The 13,131-nt window shown below is 70.5% G+C and carries 13 protein-coding genes; 10 read left to right on the top strand and 3 right to left on the bottom strand.

Annotated elements, in window-relative coordinates:
• The first annotated feature begins 244 nt into the window (after positions 1 to 244).
• Both OG272_RS18330 and OG272_RS18325 read left to right on the top strand, forming a co-directional pair.
• Entirely contained in the window at positions 245 to 619 is a 375-nt protein-coding gene (locus OG272_RS18330; protein WP_326582566.1) for a hypothetical protein, read from the top strand.
• A 183-nt stretch (positions 620 to 802) separates the two neighbouring features.
• Positions 803 to 1,675, top strand: a complete 873-nt coding sequence (locus OG272_RS18325) for a fused MFS/spermidine synthase (protein WP_328223166.1) — start codon at positions 803 to 805, stop codon at positions 1,673 to 1,675.
• Positions 1,676 to 1,695: 20 nt separating this feature from the next.
• Here OG272_RS18325 and OG272_RS18320 read toward each other — a convergent pair whose 3' ends face one another.
• Positions 1,696 to 2,259: a hypothetical protein gene (locus OG272_RS18320; RefSeq protein ID WP_405894063.1), complete on the bottom strand. Its 564-nt coding sequence runs from the start codon at positions 2,257 to 2,259 to the stop codon at positions 1,696 to 1,698.
• 98 nt (positions 2,260 to 2,357) lie between these two features.
• Between OG272_RS18320 and OG272_RS18315 the strand changes: the two genes are divergently transcribed.
• The 7 genes from OG272_RS18315 (at position 2,358) to OG272_RS18285 (ending at position 10,252) form a co-directional block, all read left to right on the top strand.
• Positions 2,358 to 3,062: a response regulator transcription factor gene (locus tag OG272_RS18315; protein ID WP_326582569.1), complete on the top strand. Its 705-nt coding sequence runs from the start codon at positions 2,358 to 2,360 to the stop codon at positions 3,060 to 3,062.
• Positions 3,059 to 4,468, top strand: a complete 1,410-nt coding sequence (locus OG272_RS18310) for a HAMP domain-containing sensor histidine kinase (protein ID WP_327729564.1) — start codon at positions 3,059 to 3,061, stop codon at positions 4,466 to 4,468. The genes OG272_RS18315 and OG272_RS18310 overlap by 4 nt, the downstream gene beginning before the upstream one ends.
• A gap of 282 nt (positions 4,469 to 4,750) precedes the next feature.
• Positions 4,751 to 6,061: an extracellular solute-binding protein gene (locus OG272_RS18305; RefSeq protein WP_327729565.1), complete on the top strand. Its 1,311-nt coding sequence runs from the start codon at positions 4,751 to 4,753 to the stop codon at positions 6,059 to 6,061.
• A gap of 52 nt (positions 6,062 to 6,113) precedes the next feature.
• On the top strand, positions 6,114 to 7,103 hold the full coding sequence (locus OG272_RS18300; protein ID WP_326582572.1) for a sugar ABC transporter permease: 990 nt from the start codon (positions 6,114 to 6,116) through the stop codon (positions 7,101 to 7,103).
• The gene (locus OG272_RS18295) at positions 7,100 to 8,005 is read left to right on the top strand and encodes a carbohydrate ABC transporter permease (RefSeq protein WP_327729566.1); all 906 of its coding nucleotides are present in this window, start codon (positions 7,100 to 7,102) and stop codon (positions 8,003 to 8,005) included. Before OG272_RS18300 ends, OG272_RS18295 begins: the two co-directional genes overlap by 4 nt.
• Before the next feature lie 52 nt (positions 8,006 to 8,057).
• Positions 8,058 to 8,231, top strand: coding sequence for a hypothetical protein (locus OG272_RS18290; RefSeq protein ID WP_326585994.1), 174 nt, complete (start codon positions 8,058 to 8,060; stop codon positions 8,229 to 8,231).
• A complete protein-coding gene (locus tag OG272_RS18285; RefSeq protein WP_405894060.1) occupies positions 8,228 to 10,252 on the top strand; it encodes a beta-galactosidase in 2,025 nt (674 codons plus the stop codon). Before OG272_RS18290 ends, OG272_RS18285 begins: the two co-directional genes overlap by 4 nt.
• Positions 10,253 to 10,338: 86 nt before the next feature.
• Here the strand turns inward: OG272_RS18285 and OG272_RS18280 are convergent, their stop codons facing one another.
• Positions 10,339 to 10,782 (bottom strand): NUDIX domain-containing protein, encoded by a 444-nt coding sequence (locus OG272_RS18280; RefSeq protein ID WP_405894058.1) that lies wholly within the window; start codon positions 10,780 to 10,782, stop codon positions 10,339 to 10,341.
• A gap of 170 nt (positions 10,783 to 10,952) precedes the next feature.
• On the opposite strand from OG272_RS18280, the gene OG272_RS18275 reads away from it, so the two are divergent.
• Positions 10,953 to 11,438 carry a GNAT family N-acetyltransferase gene (locus OG272_RS18275; protein ID WP_405894056.1) on the top strand — a complete coding sequence of 162 codons (486 nt, stop codon included), beginning with the start codon at positions 10,953 to 10,955 and terminating at the stop codon, positions 11,436 to 11,438.
• 110 nt (positions 11,439 to 11,548) lie between these two features.
• Here the strand turns inward: OG272_RS18275 and OG272_RS18270 are convergent, their stop codons facing one another.
• Positions 11,549 to 12,982 carry a GH1 family beta-glucosidase gene (locus OG272_RS18270; protein ID WP_327729571.1) on the bottom strand — a complete coding sequence of 478 codons (1,434 nt, stop codon included), beginning with the start codon at positions 12,980 to 12,982 and terminating at the stop codon, positions 11,549 to 11,551.
• Between the last annotated feature and the right edge of the window lie 149 nt (positions 12,983 to 13,131).

The raw sequence follows: 13,131 nt of genomic DNA, 5'->3' as shown, positions 1-13,131 counted from the left end.
TCGCGAACCGTCGAACCATGCCGGATTCAGGAGGACTTGTGTGCGTGCTGCACGGTTGGTTCCGCTGTGTCCGGCGGGGCAAGAACGTACCGGCCCCGTCGGTGCCCCCACGCGAGGTTTGGCTACAAACCGGATATCTCATCCTGGATCTGCCATGAACTGCCATCCTTTGCGGCGCAGTTTCGCCGTAGCCGTTGACGGACTGGCGCGTTGGGCAGGGGGCTGGTAGGCGTGGGAGGCCCCGATGAAGAACCTCGAACCCCGTTCCGAGTGCGACTTGGTGACCGTGCCCGCGCGGCAGGGGCTGGAGGCGGTCGACATCCTCCGCCGGGGGGCTCTCGACGCGGTGGGGCCCGTCATGACGGTCGGGCCCGTCCTGCACGACGACACCTGCGACACCCTCGGGTTCCTGGTGCCGCCCGGTACGGCGGACGCGTGGGACGTGCCGGGGAGCACGTGCACGCACAGCGACGGCCGGGGGGCCGTGCTGGTTCCCGCGGACGGTTCGGACTGGTTGCTTCCGCCGGGGGAGGCGGACCTCGCGACCGATCCGACGGTGTTGCGGGCGGCGCTGGGCGAGGCGGCGCGGTTGATCGAGGCCGCGGACAACTGTCGGTGAGTGTGGCCCGGTCGTCGTAGGGGGTTCTGTTCGTCGGCGGCCGCGGGTTCGTCGTGGCCGATCACGCCCTCGCGGCGGAGCCGCATATGCCACGGCCCCGCGCCCCTCGAAGACGGGCCCGCGGCCCGCCGGGGTCGTGCCCCGCGCGGCGCGCCCCTCTTCGTCCGGGCCGATAATGGGTCAATGGGCAGGGCGAAGAAGGGGCAGGGGCGGCGCGGGCAAGGGGCCGACGCCGTTGTCGAGGAGGTCGACGGGGGGCTCGCCGAGCTGCTTCCGGATCGGGACCGGTCCCGGGCGTGGACGTTGCTGGTCGACGGGGCGCCGCAGTCGCATGTCGATCTCGACGATCCGGCGTACCTCTCCTTCGAGTACCAGCGGCGGCTCGGCCATGTGATCGATCTCGTCGCCCCGGCCGGGCGGCCCGTGCACGCCGTGCACCTCGGCGGGGGCGCCTTCACCCTCGCCCGCTATGTCGCCGCCACGCGGCCCCGCTCCACCCAGCAGGTCGTCGAGCGTGACGCGGCCCTCGTCCAACTGGTCCGGCGGGAGCTTCCGTTGGACCCGAACGCGCGGATACGGGTGCGGTCGACGGACGCGCGCGAGGGGCTCGCGAAGGTGCCGGACGGATGGGCGGACCTGGTGATCGCGGACGTGTTCAGCGCGGCGCGCACCCCGGCGCACCTGACGTCGACGGAATTCCTCACGGAGGTACGGCGGGTGGTGAAGCCCGGCGGGTGCTACGCCGCCAACCTCGCCGACGGCCCGCCGCTGGCCCATCTGCGCGGCCAGATCGCCACCGCGGCCGTCGTCTTCCCGGAACTGGCGCTGGTCGCCGACCCCACCGTGCTGCGGGGCAGACGATTCGGCAACGCGGTCCTCGTCGCCTCCGACCGGCCGCTCCCCGTCGCCGAACTGACCCGCCGCGCCGCCTCCGACCCGCACCCCGGCCGCGTCGAACACGGCCACGCGCTCATCGACTTCACGGGCGGCGCGGTGCCGGTGAGGGACGCGGCGGCGGTGGCCTCGCCGGCCCCGCCGCCGTCGGCGTTCCGCTGAGGCCACCGGTCCCCGGAGGTTCAGAAGTTCTGGACGTCAACCCGGGGCGCGCTGTCGTGCCAGGTGCAGAACACCGACACCCGGTCCGCACCGGCGGCGAAGTCGACGCGGATCCACGTCTCCGTCTTCCACACCTGCATCGACCAGCCCGAGCCGGGTGTCGCCGACACGAGGGTCGCGTCATCCGCGCCGAGCGAGAGGACCACCCGGCCGCCCTCGGTGTCGTATCCCTTGATCTCACCCGAGTCGCGCGGCGTGCCCGTGCCCGTGCCCGTGCCCGTGCTCGGACCGGGGCTGGGCTTGGCGGACCTCGACGGCTGCCGGGAACGCGAAGGGGACTTGGACGGCTCGCCGCTGTCGTCCGTCTCCGGTGCCTTCGTGCTCCGCGTCGGCTCCGGGAGGGCCGTCGCGGTGATCGGCGCGGGGGCACCCTGGGCCTGTGCGTCGGCGGCCGTGATGGGGAGGGCGCGGGGCGGGTCGTACGCGGTGCCGGTCATCACCGTGTGCACACCCCACCACGTCAGCGTGACCGCCGCGCCCGTGGCGAGCAGCCAGGCCAGTACGGGGAGAAGTCCTCTGCGCATCGTGGCCATACTGCCCCACGGGCCCCGGAGGTGTCGCGGCCGCGTGAGTTGTCCACAGGCCCCGACCGGCCCGTCCCGTTTGGCGTACGGTGCGGCGCATGGCACGTGTGCTCGTGGTCGAGGACGACCAGTTCGTACGCTCGGCGCTGATCAGGCATCTGACGGACGCCGGACACACCGTGCGCAGCGTCGGTACGGCCCTGGAGGCGCTGCGTGAGGTCGCGCATGTCCGCTTCGACGTGGTCATCCTCGACCTCGGGCTGCCCGACCTCGACGGCTCGGAGGCACTGAAGATGCTGCGCGGCATCACGGACGTCCCGGTGATCATCGCGACCGCGCGGGACGACGAGACGGAGATCGTCCGCCTGTTGAACGCGGGCGCGGACGACTACCTGACCAAGCCGTTCTCGGTCGAGCACCTGTCCGCCCGGATGGCGGCCGTACTGCGCCGCTCCCGCGCCTTCGCCGGGGAGGCACCGCCGTCCACGGTCATCCGCGTCGGCGGCCTCGCGATCGATCCGCTGCGCCGCCAGGCCGAGCTGGACGGCGTACGACTCGACCTCACCCGGCGCGAGTTCGACCTGCTCGCCTTCCTCGCCGGACGGCCCGGCGTCGTCGTCCCGCGCAAGGAGCTGCTGGCCGAGGTGTGGCAGCAGTCGTACGGGGACGACCAGACCATCGACGTGCATCTGTCGTGGCTGCGGCGGAAGTTGGGGGAGACGGCGGCGAAGCCGCGCTATCTGCACACGTTGCGGGGGGTCGGCGTGAAGCTGGAGCCACCCGGGGCGGGGGCGCGGCCATGAGGTGGGCACTGGTCAAGGTGTGTCTGGCGGTGACGGCGATGGTCGTGGTGGCGTTCGCGGTGCCGCTCGGGCTGGTCGTCAAGGAGATGGCGCGGGACCGGGCCTTCTCGGGCGCCGAGCGGGAGGCGGCGGCGATCGCCCCGGCGCTCTCCATCACCACCGACCGGGAGCAGTTGGAGCGGGTCGTCGCCTCGGCCGGGTCGGACGACGGGATGGCGGTCCACATACCGGCGGACGGTACGGGGTCCGCCGCGCTCGACCTGGGCCGGCAGCGGGCCTTGGACGAGGACATCGTGACCGTGCGGAAGCTGGGCCGGGCCTCCACCACCGAGGTGCCGGGCGGGTCCACGCTGCTCCAGCCGACCGCGCTCAGCTCCGGCGAGATAGCGGTCGTCGAGGTGTATGTGCCCGAGTCGGAGGTGAGCAACGGGGTCGCCACGGCGTGGGCGGTGCTCGCCGGGGTGGGCGCCCTGCTGATCGTTGGCTCGGTCGCGGTGGCCGACCGGCTCGGGGTGCGTATGGTCCGGCCCGCGCGGCGGCTGGTCGAGAGCGCGCACGAACTGGGGGAGGGGCAACTGGGCGCGCGGGTACCGGAGAAGGGGCCCAAGGAGCTGCGGCTGGCGGCGGTGGCGTTCAACGCGATGGCCGACCAGGTGGTCCAGCTGCTGGCGAACGAGAGGGAGTTGGCGGCAGACCTGTCGCACCGCCTGCGGACACCGCTGACCGTGCTGCGGCTGAACGCGGCCTCGCTCGGCGACGGGCCGGCCGCCGAGCAGACGCGGGCGGCGGTCGAGCAGCTGGAGCGGGAGGTCGACACGATCATCCGTACGGCGCGGGAGGCCAAGCCGCAGACCGCGGTGGCGGGGCCCGGCGCCGGGTGCGACGCGGCCGAGGTGGTCCGGGAGCGGATGGCGTTCTGGTCGGCGCTCGCGGAGGACGAGGGCCGCAAGTGGCGGGTGGCCGGAGTCGAGCGCCCGGTCCGCATACCCGTCGCCCGGGCCGACCTCGCCGCTGCCCTGGACGCCCTCCTCGGCAATGTCTTCCGGCACACGGCGGAGGGCACCGCGTTCGCTGTCGACGTTCACAACGGCGAGGACGCGGTGATCGTTCTCGTCTCCGACGCCGGCCCCGGCATCGCCGACCCCGAGGCGGCCATGGCTCGGGGCCGCGGCTCCGGCAGCGACGGCTCGACCGGTCTGGGCCTCGACATCGTGCGTCGACTCGCCGAGTCGACCGGCGGCGATGTGCGCCTGGGGTCGTCGGTGCTGGGCGGCACCGAGGTGCGGATCTGGATCCAGTTGAACGGTCGTGACGCGAGGGACGGGAGGGCGTCAGGGCGGAAGGGGCACCGGGGCGTTTCCGTACGCCGGCGCAAACACACCAAGGCGCTCTCCGCCTCCCCGTAGGCGCGCGCACCGTCACGCGCTCGGTCGCGAGAGGGCTTGTGCGGTCGCTGTGTCCCGTATGCGTGAGCATGTCCATGTGACGTGGCTCACGTGTGTGACGGTCACGTTTCGACAACCAGGGATTACGTTTCAACAAAGGGGGACAAGAAGTCTTGACGTATGACATGACATAGAGCTGTTATTGCGGCCACGATGTTCGGTCGAGTTGGTTTCTGATTGTTTTCGATCAGTCGCCGGCGAGGGCCATAGAGACCGAACGACTTGTCCCCCAGGGAGCCGTACATGCATCTCACACCTTCCGGTCTCTCCGTCCCCGGCCCGAGCCGTCGCACCCTGCTGCGCGGCATAGGCGGGGCCGCGGCACTCGGCGCTGGAGTCCCCCTGCTCAGCGCCTGTGGCGGCAGCGGCGGCACGGCCGCCGACTCGAAGACCGTCACCCTCGGCTCCAACGCGTCGGACGCGGTGCCGAAGAAGGCGTTCGCCGAGATCTACGCGGCCTTCAAGAAGCAGTCCGGGATCACGGTCGACGTGAACACCAAGGACCACAACACGTTCCAGGAGCAGATCAACACCTACCTGCAGGGCACGCCGGACGACGTGTTCCACTGGTTCGCGGGCTACCGCATGCAGTTCTTCGCGGCGAAGGGCCTCGCCAGCCCGATCGACGACGTGTGGGACAAGATCGGGGGCAACTTCCCCGAGGCGATGAAGAAGCTCAGCAAGGGCGCGGACGGCAAGTTCTACTTCGTGCCGCTGTACACGTACCCCTGGGCGCTCTTCTACCGCAAGAGCGTCTTCCAGGAGAAGGGCTACGAGGTTCCCACCACGTGGGACCAGCTGATCGCCCTCTGCAAGCAGATGGAGAAGGACAAGCTCGTCCCGATCGCCTTCGGCGACAAGGACGCCTGGCCGGCGATGGGCACCTTCGACCAGCTCAACTTCCGCACCAACGGCTACGACTTCCACGTCGAGCTGATGGCGGGCAAGGCGTCCTGGACGGACGCCAAGGTGCGCAAGGTCTTCGACCTGTGGGCCGAGCTGCTGCCGTACCACCAGGAGGGCGCCGTCGGCCGTACCTGGCAGGACGCCGCGCAGACCCTGGCGTCGAAGAAGGCCGGCATGTACCTGCTGGGCACCTTCGTGGGCCAGCAGTTCACGAACAAGGACGACCTGGACGACCTGGACTTCTTCGCCTTCCCGGAGATCGACCCGGCGTACGGCCAGGACACCGTCGAGGCCCCCACCGACGGCTTCATGCTCAGCAAGGCCCCGAAGAACAAGGCGGGCGCGGCCAAGCTGCTGGAGTTCCTCGGCACCCCCGAGGCCGAGCAGATCTACCTGAAGGCCGACCCGAACGTGGTGGCGGCCTCCACCAAGGCCGACACCTCCTCGTACTCGCCGCTGCAGAAGAAGGCGTACGAGATGATCTCCGGCGCCAAGAGCCTCACCCAGTTCATGGACCGCGACAGCCGCCCGGACTTCACCTCCACGGTGATGCAGCCGGCGCTGCAGAAGTTCATCCGCGACCCCAAGGGCGTCGACAGCCTGCTCTCGTCCATCGAGCGCCAGAAGAAGACGATCTTCGCGTCCTGACGACCGAGCATCCTGACGATCGACCGTCCTCACGACTGGATGACCTCCTGACATGACGACCACCCCCACCGAGAGCCCGGAGGCGGCCACGCCGCCTCCGGGCTCCGGCCCTGTCACCAAGACCGCACAAGCCGCGAAGGTGCCCCAGGGGCACCGGCGGCTCCTCACCCGCCGGGACAGGCTCACGCTGGGCCTGATGGCGGGTCTGCCGACGATCCTGCACGTGGCTCTCGTGTGGGTGACGGCGCTGGCCTCGATCGCGCTGGCCTTCACCACCTGGGACGGCATCGGCTTCGACTCGATCAAGTGGGTCGGGCTGGAGAACTTCAAGGAACTGTTCACCAACAACCCGCAGTTCTGGCCCGCCGTCCAGCACAACATCATCTGGTTCGTGGCGCTCATCCTGATCCCCACGCCGCTCGGCCTGTTCCTGGCCGTGCAGCTGGACAAGCAGATCAGGTTCAGCCGCGTCTACCAGACGGCGTTCTTCCTGCCCGTCGTGATGTCGCTCGCGGTCATCGGCTTCGTCTGGCAGCTGATCTACAACCCCGACACGGGCCTGATCAACAGCCTGATCGGCGCCAACGAGCCGGGCCACTACATCGACTGGATCGGCGACCCGGACCTCAACCTCTGGGCCATCCTCATCGCCGCGTCCTGGCGGCACGCCGGCTACATGATGATCCTCTACCTGGCCGGTCTGAAGGGCGTCGACCCCTCCCTGCGGGAGGCCTCCGCCCTCGACGGCGCCAACGAGTGGCAGACGTTCAAGAACGTCATCTTCCCGACCCTGCGCCCGACGAACACCGTCGTCCTGGTCGTCACCATCATCGAGGCCCTGCGCGCCTTCGACCTCGTCTTCGTCTTCAACAAGGGCGCCGAGGGCACGGAACTGCTCTCCATCCTCGTCACCAACAACATCATCGGAGAGTCCAGCCGCATCGGATACGGATCGGCGATCGCCGTCGTCCTCCTGGTGATCTCCCTCGCCGTGATCATCCCGTATCTGATCGCGACCTTCCGGAAGGAGCGGCAAGCGTGAGCACCATCGTCGACACCACCGCCGCGACCGCCGCTCCCAAGGAGCGCACGCCCGTCCGCCCCGCCCGGATCCTGCTGCACGTCTTCCTCGCGGGTGCGGCACTGGCGTGGCTGGCGCCCCTGCTGTGGGCCCTGTACGCCGCCATGCGCCCGTACGGCGAGACCAGCGAGAAGGGCTACGTCTCGTGGCCCGACAAGCTGAGCCTGGACAACTTCACGAACGCGTTCACCCAGTCGGACATGACGCACTACTTCGTGAACACCCTGATCATCGCCGTCCCGGCGGTGCTGCTCACGCTGTTCCTGTCGTCGATGGTCGCCTTCTACGTCAGCCGCTTCGACTTCCGCGTCAACATCTTCCTGCTCCTGGTCTTCACGGCCGGCAACCTGCTCCCGCAGCAGGTCATCATCACCCCGCTGTACCGCCTGTACCTGCTCATCGACATCCCCGGCATCACCGTGTCCGGCAAGCTGTACGACTCCGCCCTCGGCCTGGTCCTCATCCACGTGGCCTTCCAGTCCGGGTTCTGCGCCTTCGTGCTCAGCAACTACATGCGCTCCCTGCCGCACGAGCTGACCGAGGCCGCCCTCGTCGACGGCGCGTCGGTGTGGCGCCTGTACTGGCAGATCGTGCTGCCGCTGTGCCGCCCGGCCATGGCAGCCCTGGCGACCCTGCTCTCCATCTGGATCTACAACGACTTCTTCTGGGCCCTCGTCCTCATCTCCACCGGCGAGAACATGCCCATCACCTCGGCCCTGAACAACCTCTCCGGCCAGTACTTCACCGACCCCAACCTGGTCGCCGCCGGCGCCCTGCTCACCGCCATCCCCACCCTGATCGTCTACTTCGCGCTCCAGCGGCAGTTCGTCAGCGGCCTGACCCTGGGCGCCAACAAGGGCTGACAGGCCGTTCGGCGGCCCGTTCGGCGGCCCACTTTTTGAAAGAGAAGCCTTCGTGCACCACCCCTTCACCCACGTGGTCTCCGTGCCCGTGGACATCGGTACGGCCCGGGTCCACGAGGAGGGCCGGCAGTCCTGGAGCCCCAGCGGCGCCTACGCCCTCGACGCGACCCCGTACCGCCTGTCCCGCGCGGGCATCGCCGACAGCCTGACAGGAGTTGCCCGATGACCGCGCGCGAACTGAAGGTCCCCGGCATCGCCTACGGCGGTGACTACAACCCCGAGCAGTGGCCCGAGGAGGTCTGGGCCGAGGACGTACGCCTCATGCGTGAGGCGGGCGTCACCATGGTCAGCGTCAACATCTTCGCGTGGGCGCTGCTGGAACCGCGCGAGGGCGAGTACGACTTCTCCCGCCTGGACCGCATCCTGGCCCTCCTCCACGAGAACGGGATAGCCGCCGACCTGGCGACCCCCACGGCGGCTCCGCCGGCCTGGTTCTTCGTCGAGCACCCGGACGCCCTGCCGGTCGACAAGGACGGCCGCACCCTCTCGTACGGCAGCCGCCAGACCTTCTGCCCGTCGAGCCCCGCCTACCGCGAGGCGGCCCTGCGGATCGCCCGCGTCCTGGGCGAGCGGTACGCCGACCACCCGGCCGTCGTCATGTGGCACGTCCACAACGAGTACGGCTGCCACAACGGTGAGTGCTACTGCGACACCAGCGCGGCGGCGTTCCGCGACTGGCTGCGGGCCAAGTACGACGACCTGGCGGCGCTGAACCACGCCTGGGGCACGACGTTCTGGAGCCAGTGGTACTACGACTGGGACGAGATCATCCCGCCCCGCCCGACGGGCGCGGTCCCCAACCCGACCCACCAGCTGGACTGGCGCCGCTTCTGCAGCGACGCGCTGCTGTCGCTGTGCAAGGCGGAGCGGGAGGTGCTGCTGGAGGCGGACCCCACCACCCCCGCCACCACCAACTTCATGGTGATGTACAACTTCGACAAGCTGGACTACTGGCGCTGGGCGCCGGAGTTGGACATCGTCTCGAACGACCACTACCTCCAGTCGACGGACCCCGAGTCCCAGATCGACATCGCGCTCAGCGGCGACCTGGTGCGCTCGCTGGCGGGCGGCCCCTGGCTCCTGATGGAACACTCCACCGGCGCGGTCAACTGGCAGCCGGTCAACCGGGCCAAGACGGCGGGCGAACTGCGCCGCAACGCCCTGTCCCACGTGGCCCGGGGCGCCGACGGCATCGCGTACTTCCAGTGGCGGGCCGCCAAGGCGGGCGCCGAGCAATGGCACTCGGCGATGCTCCCGCACGCGGGCACGGACAGCCAGATCTGGCGGGACGTGGTCCGACTGGGCGCGGATCTGCGGTCGTTGGCCGAGGTGCGGGGCAGCGCGGGCGTCGCCGAGGTGGCGATCGTCTGGGACTGGAGCGCCTGGTGGGCGGTGGAACTCCCGTCCCAGCCGAGCGGCGAACTCCGCTTCCAGGACCTGGTCCGCGCCTGGTACGAGCCGTTGTGGCGGGCCGGGGTGGCCGTGGACTTCGTACGCCCGGACGCGGATCTCTCCGCGTACAAGCTGGTGCTGGCGCCGAGCCTGTACCTGGTGGACGACGAGGGCGCGAAGAACCTGACGGGCTTCGCGTCGGGCGGCGGCACGCTGGCCGTCGGCTTCCACAGCGGGGCGGTGGACGAGAACTGCCATGTCCGGCTGGGCGGTTACCCGGGCGCGTTCCGCGAGGCGCTGGGCGTGCGCACGGACGAGCTGTTCCCGTTGCTGGCGGGGGAGACGGTCGGGCTGAGCGGCCTGGGCGAGGGCGCCACGGCCGAGGTCTGGTCGGAACGCGTCGCCCTGGCGGGCGCCGAGCCGATCGCGACGTACGCCTCCGGCCCCCTGACCGGCGTCCCGGCGGTGACCCGCCACGCGTACGGCTCCGGCACGGCCTGGTACGTGGCCACCCGCCCGGACCCGTCGACCCTGGCGTCCCTCCTGGACCGCGTCCGCGCGGACGCGGGCGTGGAGTCGGTCCGTACGACACCCGAGGGGGTGGAGGCGGTCCTGCGCCGGGGTCCGGACGCGGACTACCTCTTCCTGATCAACCACGGGGAGACGGCGGCCGAGATCGAGGTCGCGGCCGACGCGTCCGAGCTGCTGACGGGCAAGGGCGTTGTCGTCGGCGTCGGCAGCGGCTCGGTGACGGTGGCGGCCGGGGACGTGCTGGTGGTGCGGGAACCCCGCTGACGCCGGTCGCACCGGCTTCTCTCCGGTGGGCGGCAACCCCGGTTGCCGCCCACCGGAGAGGACTCCCACCCCCCGGCCTCCCGCGCTCAGGCCCAGCCGTAGAGGGACAGCCGGGGACCGTCGGCGAGGTAGCCGCGGAGCGCACCGGCGTTGCCCTCGACGAAGTCCTCGGGAAGGGAACCTGTGTCGGCCCAGCGGACCTGGGCGTGCTTGTGCGGTTCCCGGTTCTCCAGCTCGCCGGTCCACTCGTGGACGGCGAAGACGACGGTGAGGTAGCCGTCCGGCGCCTCGACGCCCCGGGCCACGTGGATGAGGTGCACGACCTCCAGCGCCTCCGGTTTCACGGTCAGGCCGGTCTCCTCGTACAGCTCGCGCACGGCCGTCTCGGTGACGGGCTCTCCCGGCTCGCCCTTCCCGACGGGCAGGTCCCACCTCCCCTGGGCGAACTTGGCGTTCTCGCCCCGCTGGAGGAGGACGACCCGCCCCGCGGCGTGGTCGTGGACGATGACGGCGGCGGCCAGCAGGGTCATAAGTCGTGTCCTTACGTTCGGTGGACAGCTAGCATGCCGCGTATGGAGTGCTTCGCTTCCGGGCGTACTCGCCACTGAGGATCGGCCCACCGACACATCTCGCGTGATCGGCGGGCCAGAGGTGTCCGGCTCCGGATATTTCCTCCCTCAGTCACCGAGAGGCCCACTCCATGCTCATCCGCGCATGCGTCCAGGACGACCTGGCACGACTGACCCAGCTCACCATCGACACGTTCCGGCCCTTCTTCGAGGACTCTCTCGGAACACCGCTGGACGGACTCGTCCTCGCCATCCTGCACGCCGACTGGCGCGACGACTACCGCCAACAGCTCCCCACGCTGCACGACCCCGCCCGGCACAGGTACGTCGCGGTCGCCGAGACCGAAAGCGGCGTCATCGTCGGCTACGTCGCCTGGCAGGCCGACCTCACCCGCCGGCACGGCGAAATCACGCTGCTCGCCGTGGACAAGGATCACCGCGGCGACCGTACGGGCACCGCCCTGTGCGAACACGCCTTCGCCGACCTGCGCGGGCGTGGCATGCGGCTCGTCGAGATCGGCACCGGCGGCGACGCCTTCCACGCCCCCGCCCGCGCCCTGTACGAGAGCCTCGGCTGCGTCCCGTTCCCGGCGGTGCACTACTACCGACAGCTCTGACGACAGCCGCCCGGGGCGCGGCGCTCCCCTAATCGCGCCGCGCCCCGGACCCCCGTTCCCCCCGTTCCCCAGGGGGCTCCCCAGCCCCCGGCTCTACGCCCCGACGTCCCCTACGCCGAGGTCGTCACCAGCGGCGGCAGCGCCCCCGTCTTGGCCGCCTGCCCGTACCAGTACGCGCTCGACTTCGGCGTACGCGTGAGGGTGGCGTAGTCGACGTACACGGCGCCGAACCGCTTCCCGTACCCGTACGCCCACTCGAAGTTGTCCAGCAGGGACCACAGGTAGTAGCCGCGGACGTCCGCCCCCTCGGCGATCGCGCGGCGGACCGCGCGCAGGTGGCCGTGCAGGTAGGCGATGCGCTCCGGGTCGTGGACGCGGCCGTCCGCGTCCATCTTGTCGTCGTACGCCGCCCCGTTCTCGGTGACGTACATCGGCAGCCCGGGAGCCTCCCGCGAGTACCGCATGATCAGCTCGTGCAGACCCGTCGGGTCGATCGTCCAGCCCATCTCCGTACGCTCGCCCGGAGTCTGGTGGAACAGCACGTCGTCCGCGCCCGGCCACGGCGAGTGGCTGCTCGCCCCGTGGCCGTCCGCCCGCGGACCGCTCGCGTCCGCGTCCGCCGCGCCCACCAGCGTCGGCGTGTAGTAGTTCAACCCCAGCGCGTCCAACGGCTGGTTGGCCGTCGCCACGTCACCGTCCTGCACGAACGACCAGTCCGTCAGCGACGCGGTGGCGGCGAACAGGGTCTCCGGGTACGCCCCCTGCAGCATCGGCCCGTGGAAGACACCGTTCGCGAGGTCGTCGATCTTCCTGGCCGCGGCCACGTCCTCGGGGGAGTTCGTGATCGGCCGTACCACCGACGAGTTGAGGCTCACCGCGATCGAGTTGCGGGCGGGCATCGCCGAGCGGAGCGCCGCGACGCCCAGGCCGTGCGCCACGTTCAGGTGGTGGGCCGCGCGCAGCGACGCCACCGGGTCCGTGCGGCCCGGCGCGTGCACCCCGGAGCCGTAGCCGAGGAACGCGCTGCACCACGGCTCGTTCAGGGTGATCCACTGCTCGACGCGGTCGCCCAGCGCCTCGCCCACGATCCGCGCGTACTCGGCGAAGCGGTGGACGATGTCGCGCTCGGGCCAGCCGCCCGCGTCCTCCAACTCCTGCGGCAGGTCCCAGTGGTAGAGGGTGACGGCCGGCTTGATGCCCTTCTCCAGCAGCTCGTCGACCAGGCGGCGGTAGAAGTCCAGGCCGCGCTGGATCGCCGGGCCCCGGCCCGTCGGCTGCACCCGCGACCAGGAGATGGAGAAGCGGTACGAGTTGAGGCCCAGGTCCGCCATCAGCGCCACGTCGTCGCGGTAGCGGTGGTAGTGGTCGACAGCGATGTCACCGGTCTCGCCACCGGCGGTCTTGCCCGGGGTATGGCTGAAGGTGTCCCAGATGGAGGGCGTACGGCCGTCCTCCCGCACGGCTCCCTCGATCTGGTAGGCGGAGGTGGCCGCGCCCCAGAGGAAGGCGGGAGGAAAGGTCACCGGCGTTGTGGGCTCAGGCATGGAAGCGCTCCCATAGGTGGTCGTTCAGACCGACGGAGGTGGGTGGGGGGAGAGGAACAGGCGCAGAAAAGGAGAAGGGCGGACCGACAAAGGAGAAGGGCGGACAGACAGGGGGGAGAGAGGGAAGGGGGTCGAGGCGGCGGTGACCC

Origin of the sequence: Streptomyces sp. NBC_00104 (assembly GCF_045160825.1) — a bacterium.
In the GTDB taxonomy this organism is placed as follows: Bacteria; Actinomycetota; Actinomycetes; order Streptomycetales; family Streptomycetaceae; genus Streptomyces.
Note: the sequence above shows the minus strand (reverse complement) of the source record. Positions and strands in the feature narration are given on the sequence as shown.

Bases quoted from the DNA above. Each gene is read 5' to 3' on its own strand.
- OG272_RS18330 (WP_326582566.1), top strand. From the start codon at position 245: ATGAAGAACCTCGAACCCCGTTCCGAGTGCGACTTGGTGACCGTGCCC.
- OG272_RS18325 (WP_328223166.1), top strand. From the start codon at position 803: ATGGGCAGGGCGAAGAAGGGGCAGGGGCGGCGCGGGCAAGGGGCCGAC.
- OG272_RS18320 (WP_405894063.1), bottom strand. From the start codon at position 2,259: ATGCGCAGAGGACTTCTCCCCGTACTGGCCTGGCTGCTCGCCACGGGC.
- OG272_RS18315 (WP_326582569.1), top strand. From the start codon at position 2,358: ATGGCACGTGTGCTCGTGGTCGAGGACGACCAGTTCGTACGCTCGGCG.
- OG272_RS18310 (WP_327729564.1), top strand. From the start codon at position 3,059: ATGAGGTGGGCACTGGTCAAGGTGTGTCTGGCGGTGACGGCGATGGTC.
- OG272_RS18305 (WP_327729565.1), top strand. From the start codon at position 4,751: ATGCATCTCACACCTTCCGGTCTCTCCGTCCCCGGCCCGAGCCGTCGC.
- OG272_RS18300 (WP_326582572.1), top strand. From the start codon at position 6,114: ATGACGACCACCCCCACCGAGAGCCCGGAGGCGGCCACGCCGCCTCCG.
- OG272_RS18285 (WP_405894060.1), top strand. From the start codon at position 8,228: ATGACCGCGCGCGAACTGAAGGTCCCCGGCATCGCCTACGGCGGTGAC.
- OG272_RS18280 (WP_405894058.1), bottom strand. From the start codon at position 10,782: ATGACCCTGCTGGCCGCCGCCGTCATCGTCCACGACCACGCCGCGGGG.
- OG272_RS18275 (WP_405894056.1), top strand. From the start codon at position 10,953: ATGCTCATCCGCGCATGCGTCCAGGACGACCTGGCACGACTGACCCAG.
- OG272_RS18270 (WP_327729571.1), bottom strand. From the start codon at position 12,982: ATGCCTGAGCCCACAACGCCGGTGACCTTTCCTCCCGCCTTCCTCTGG.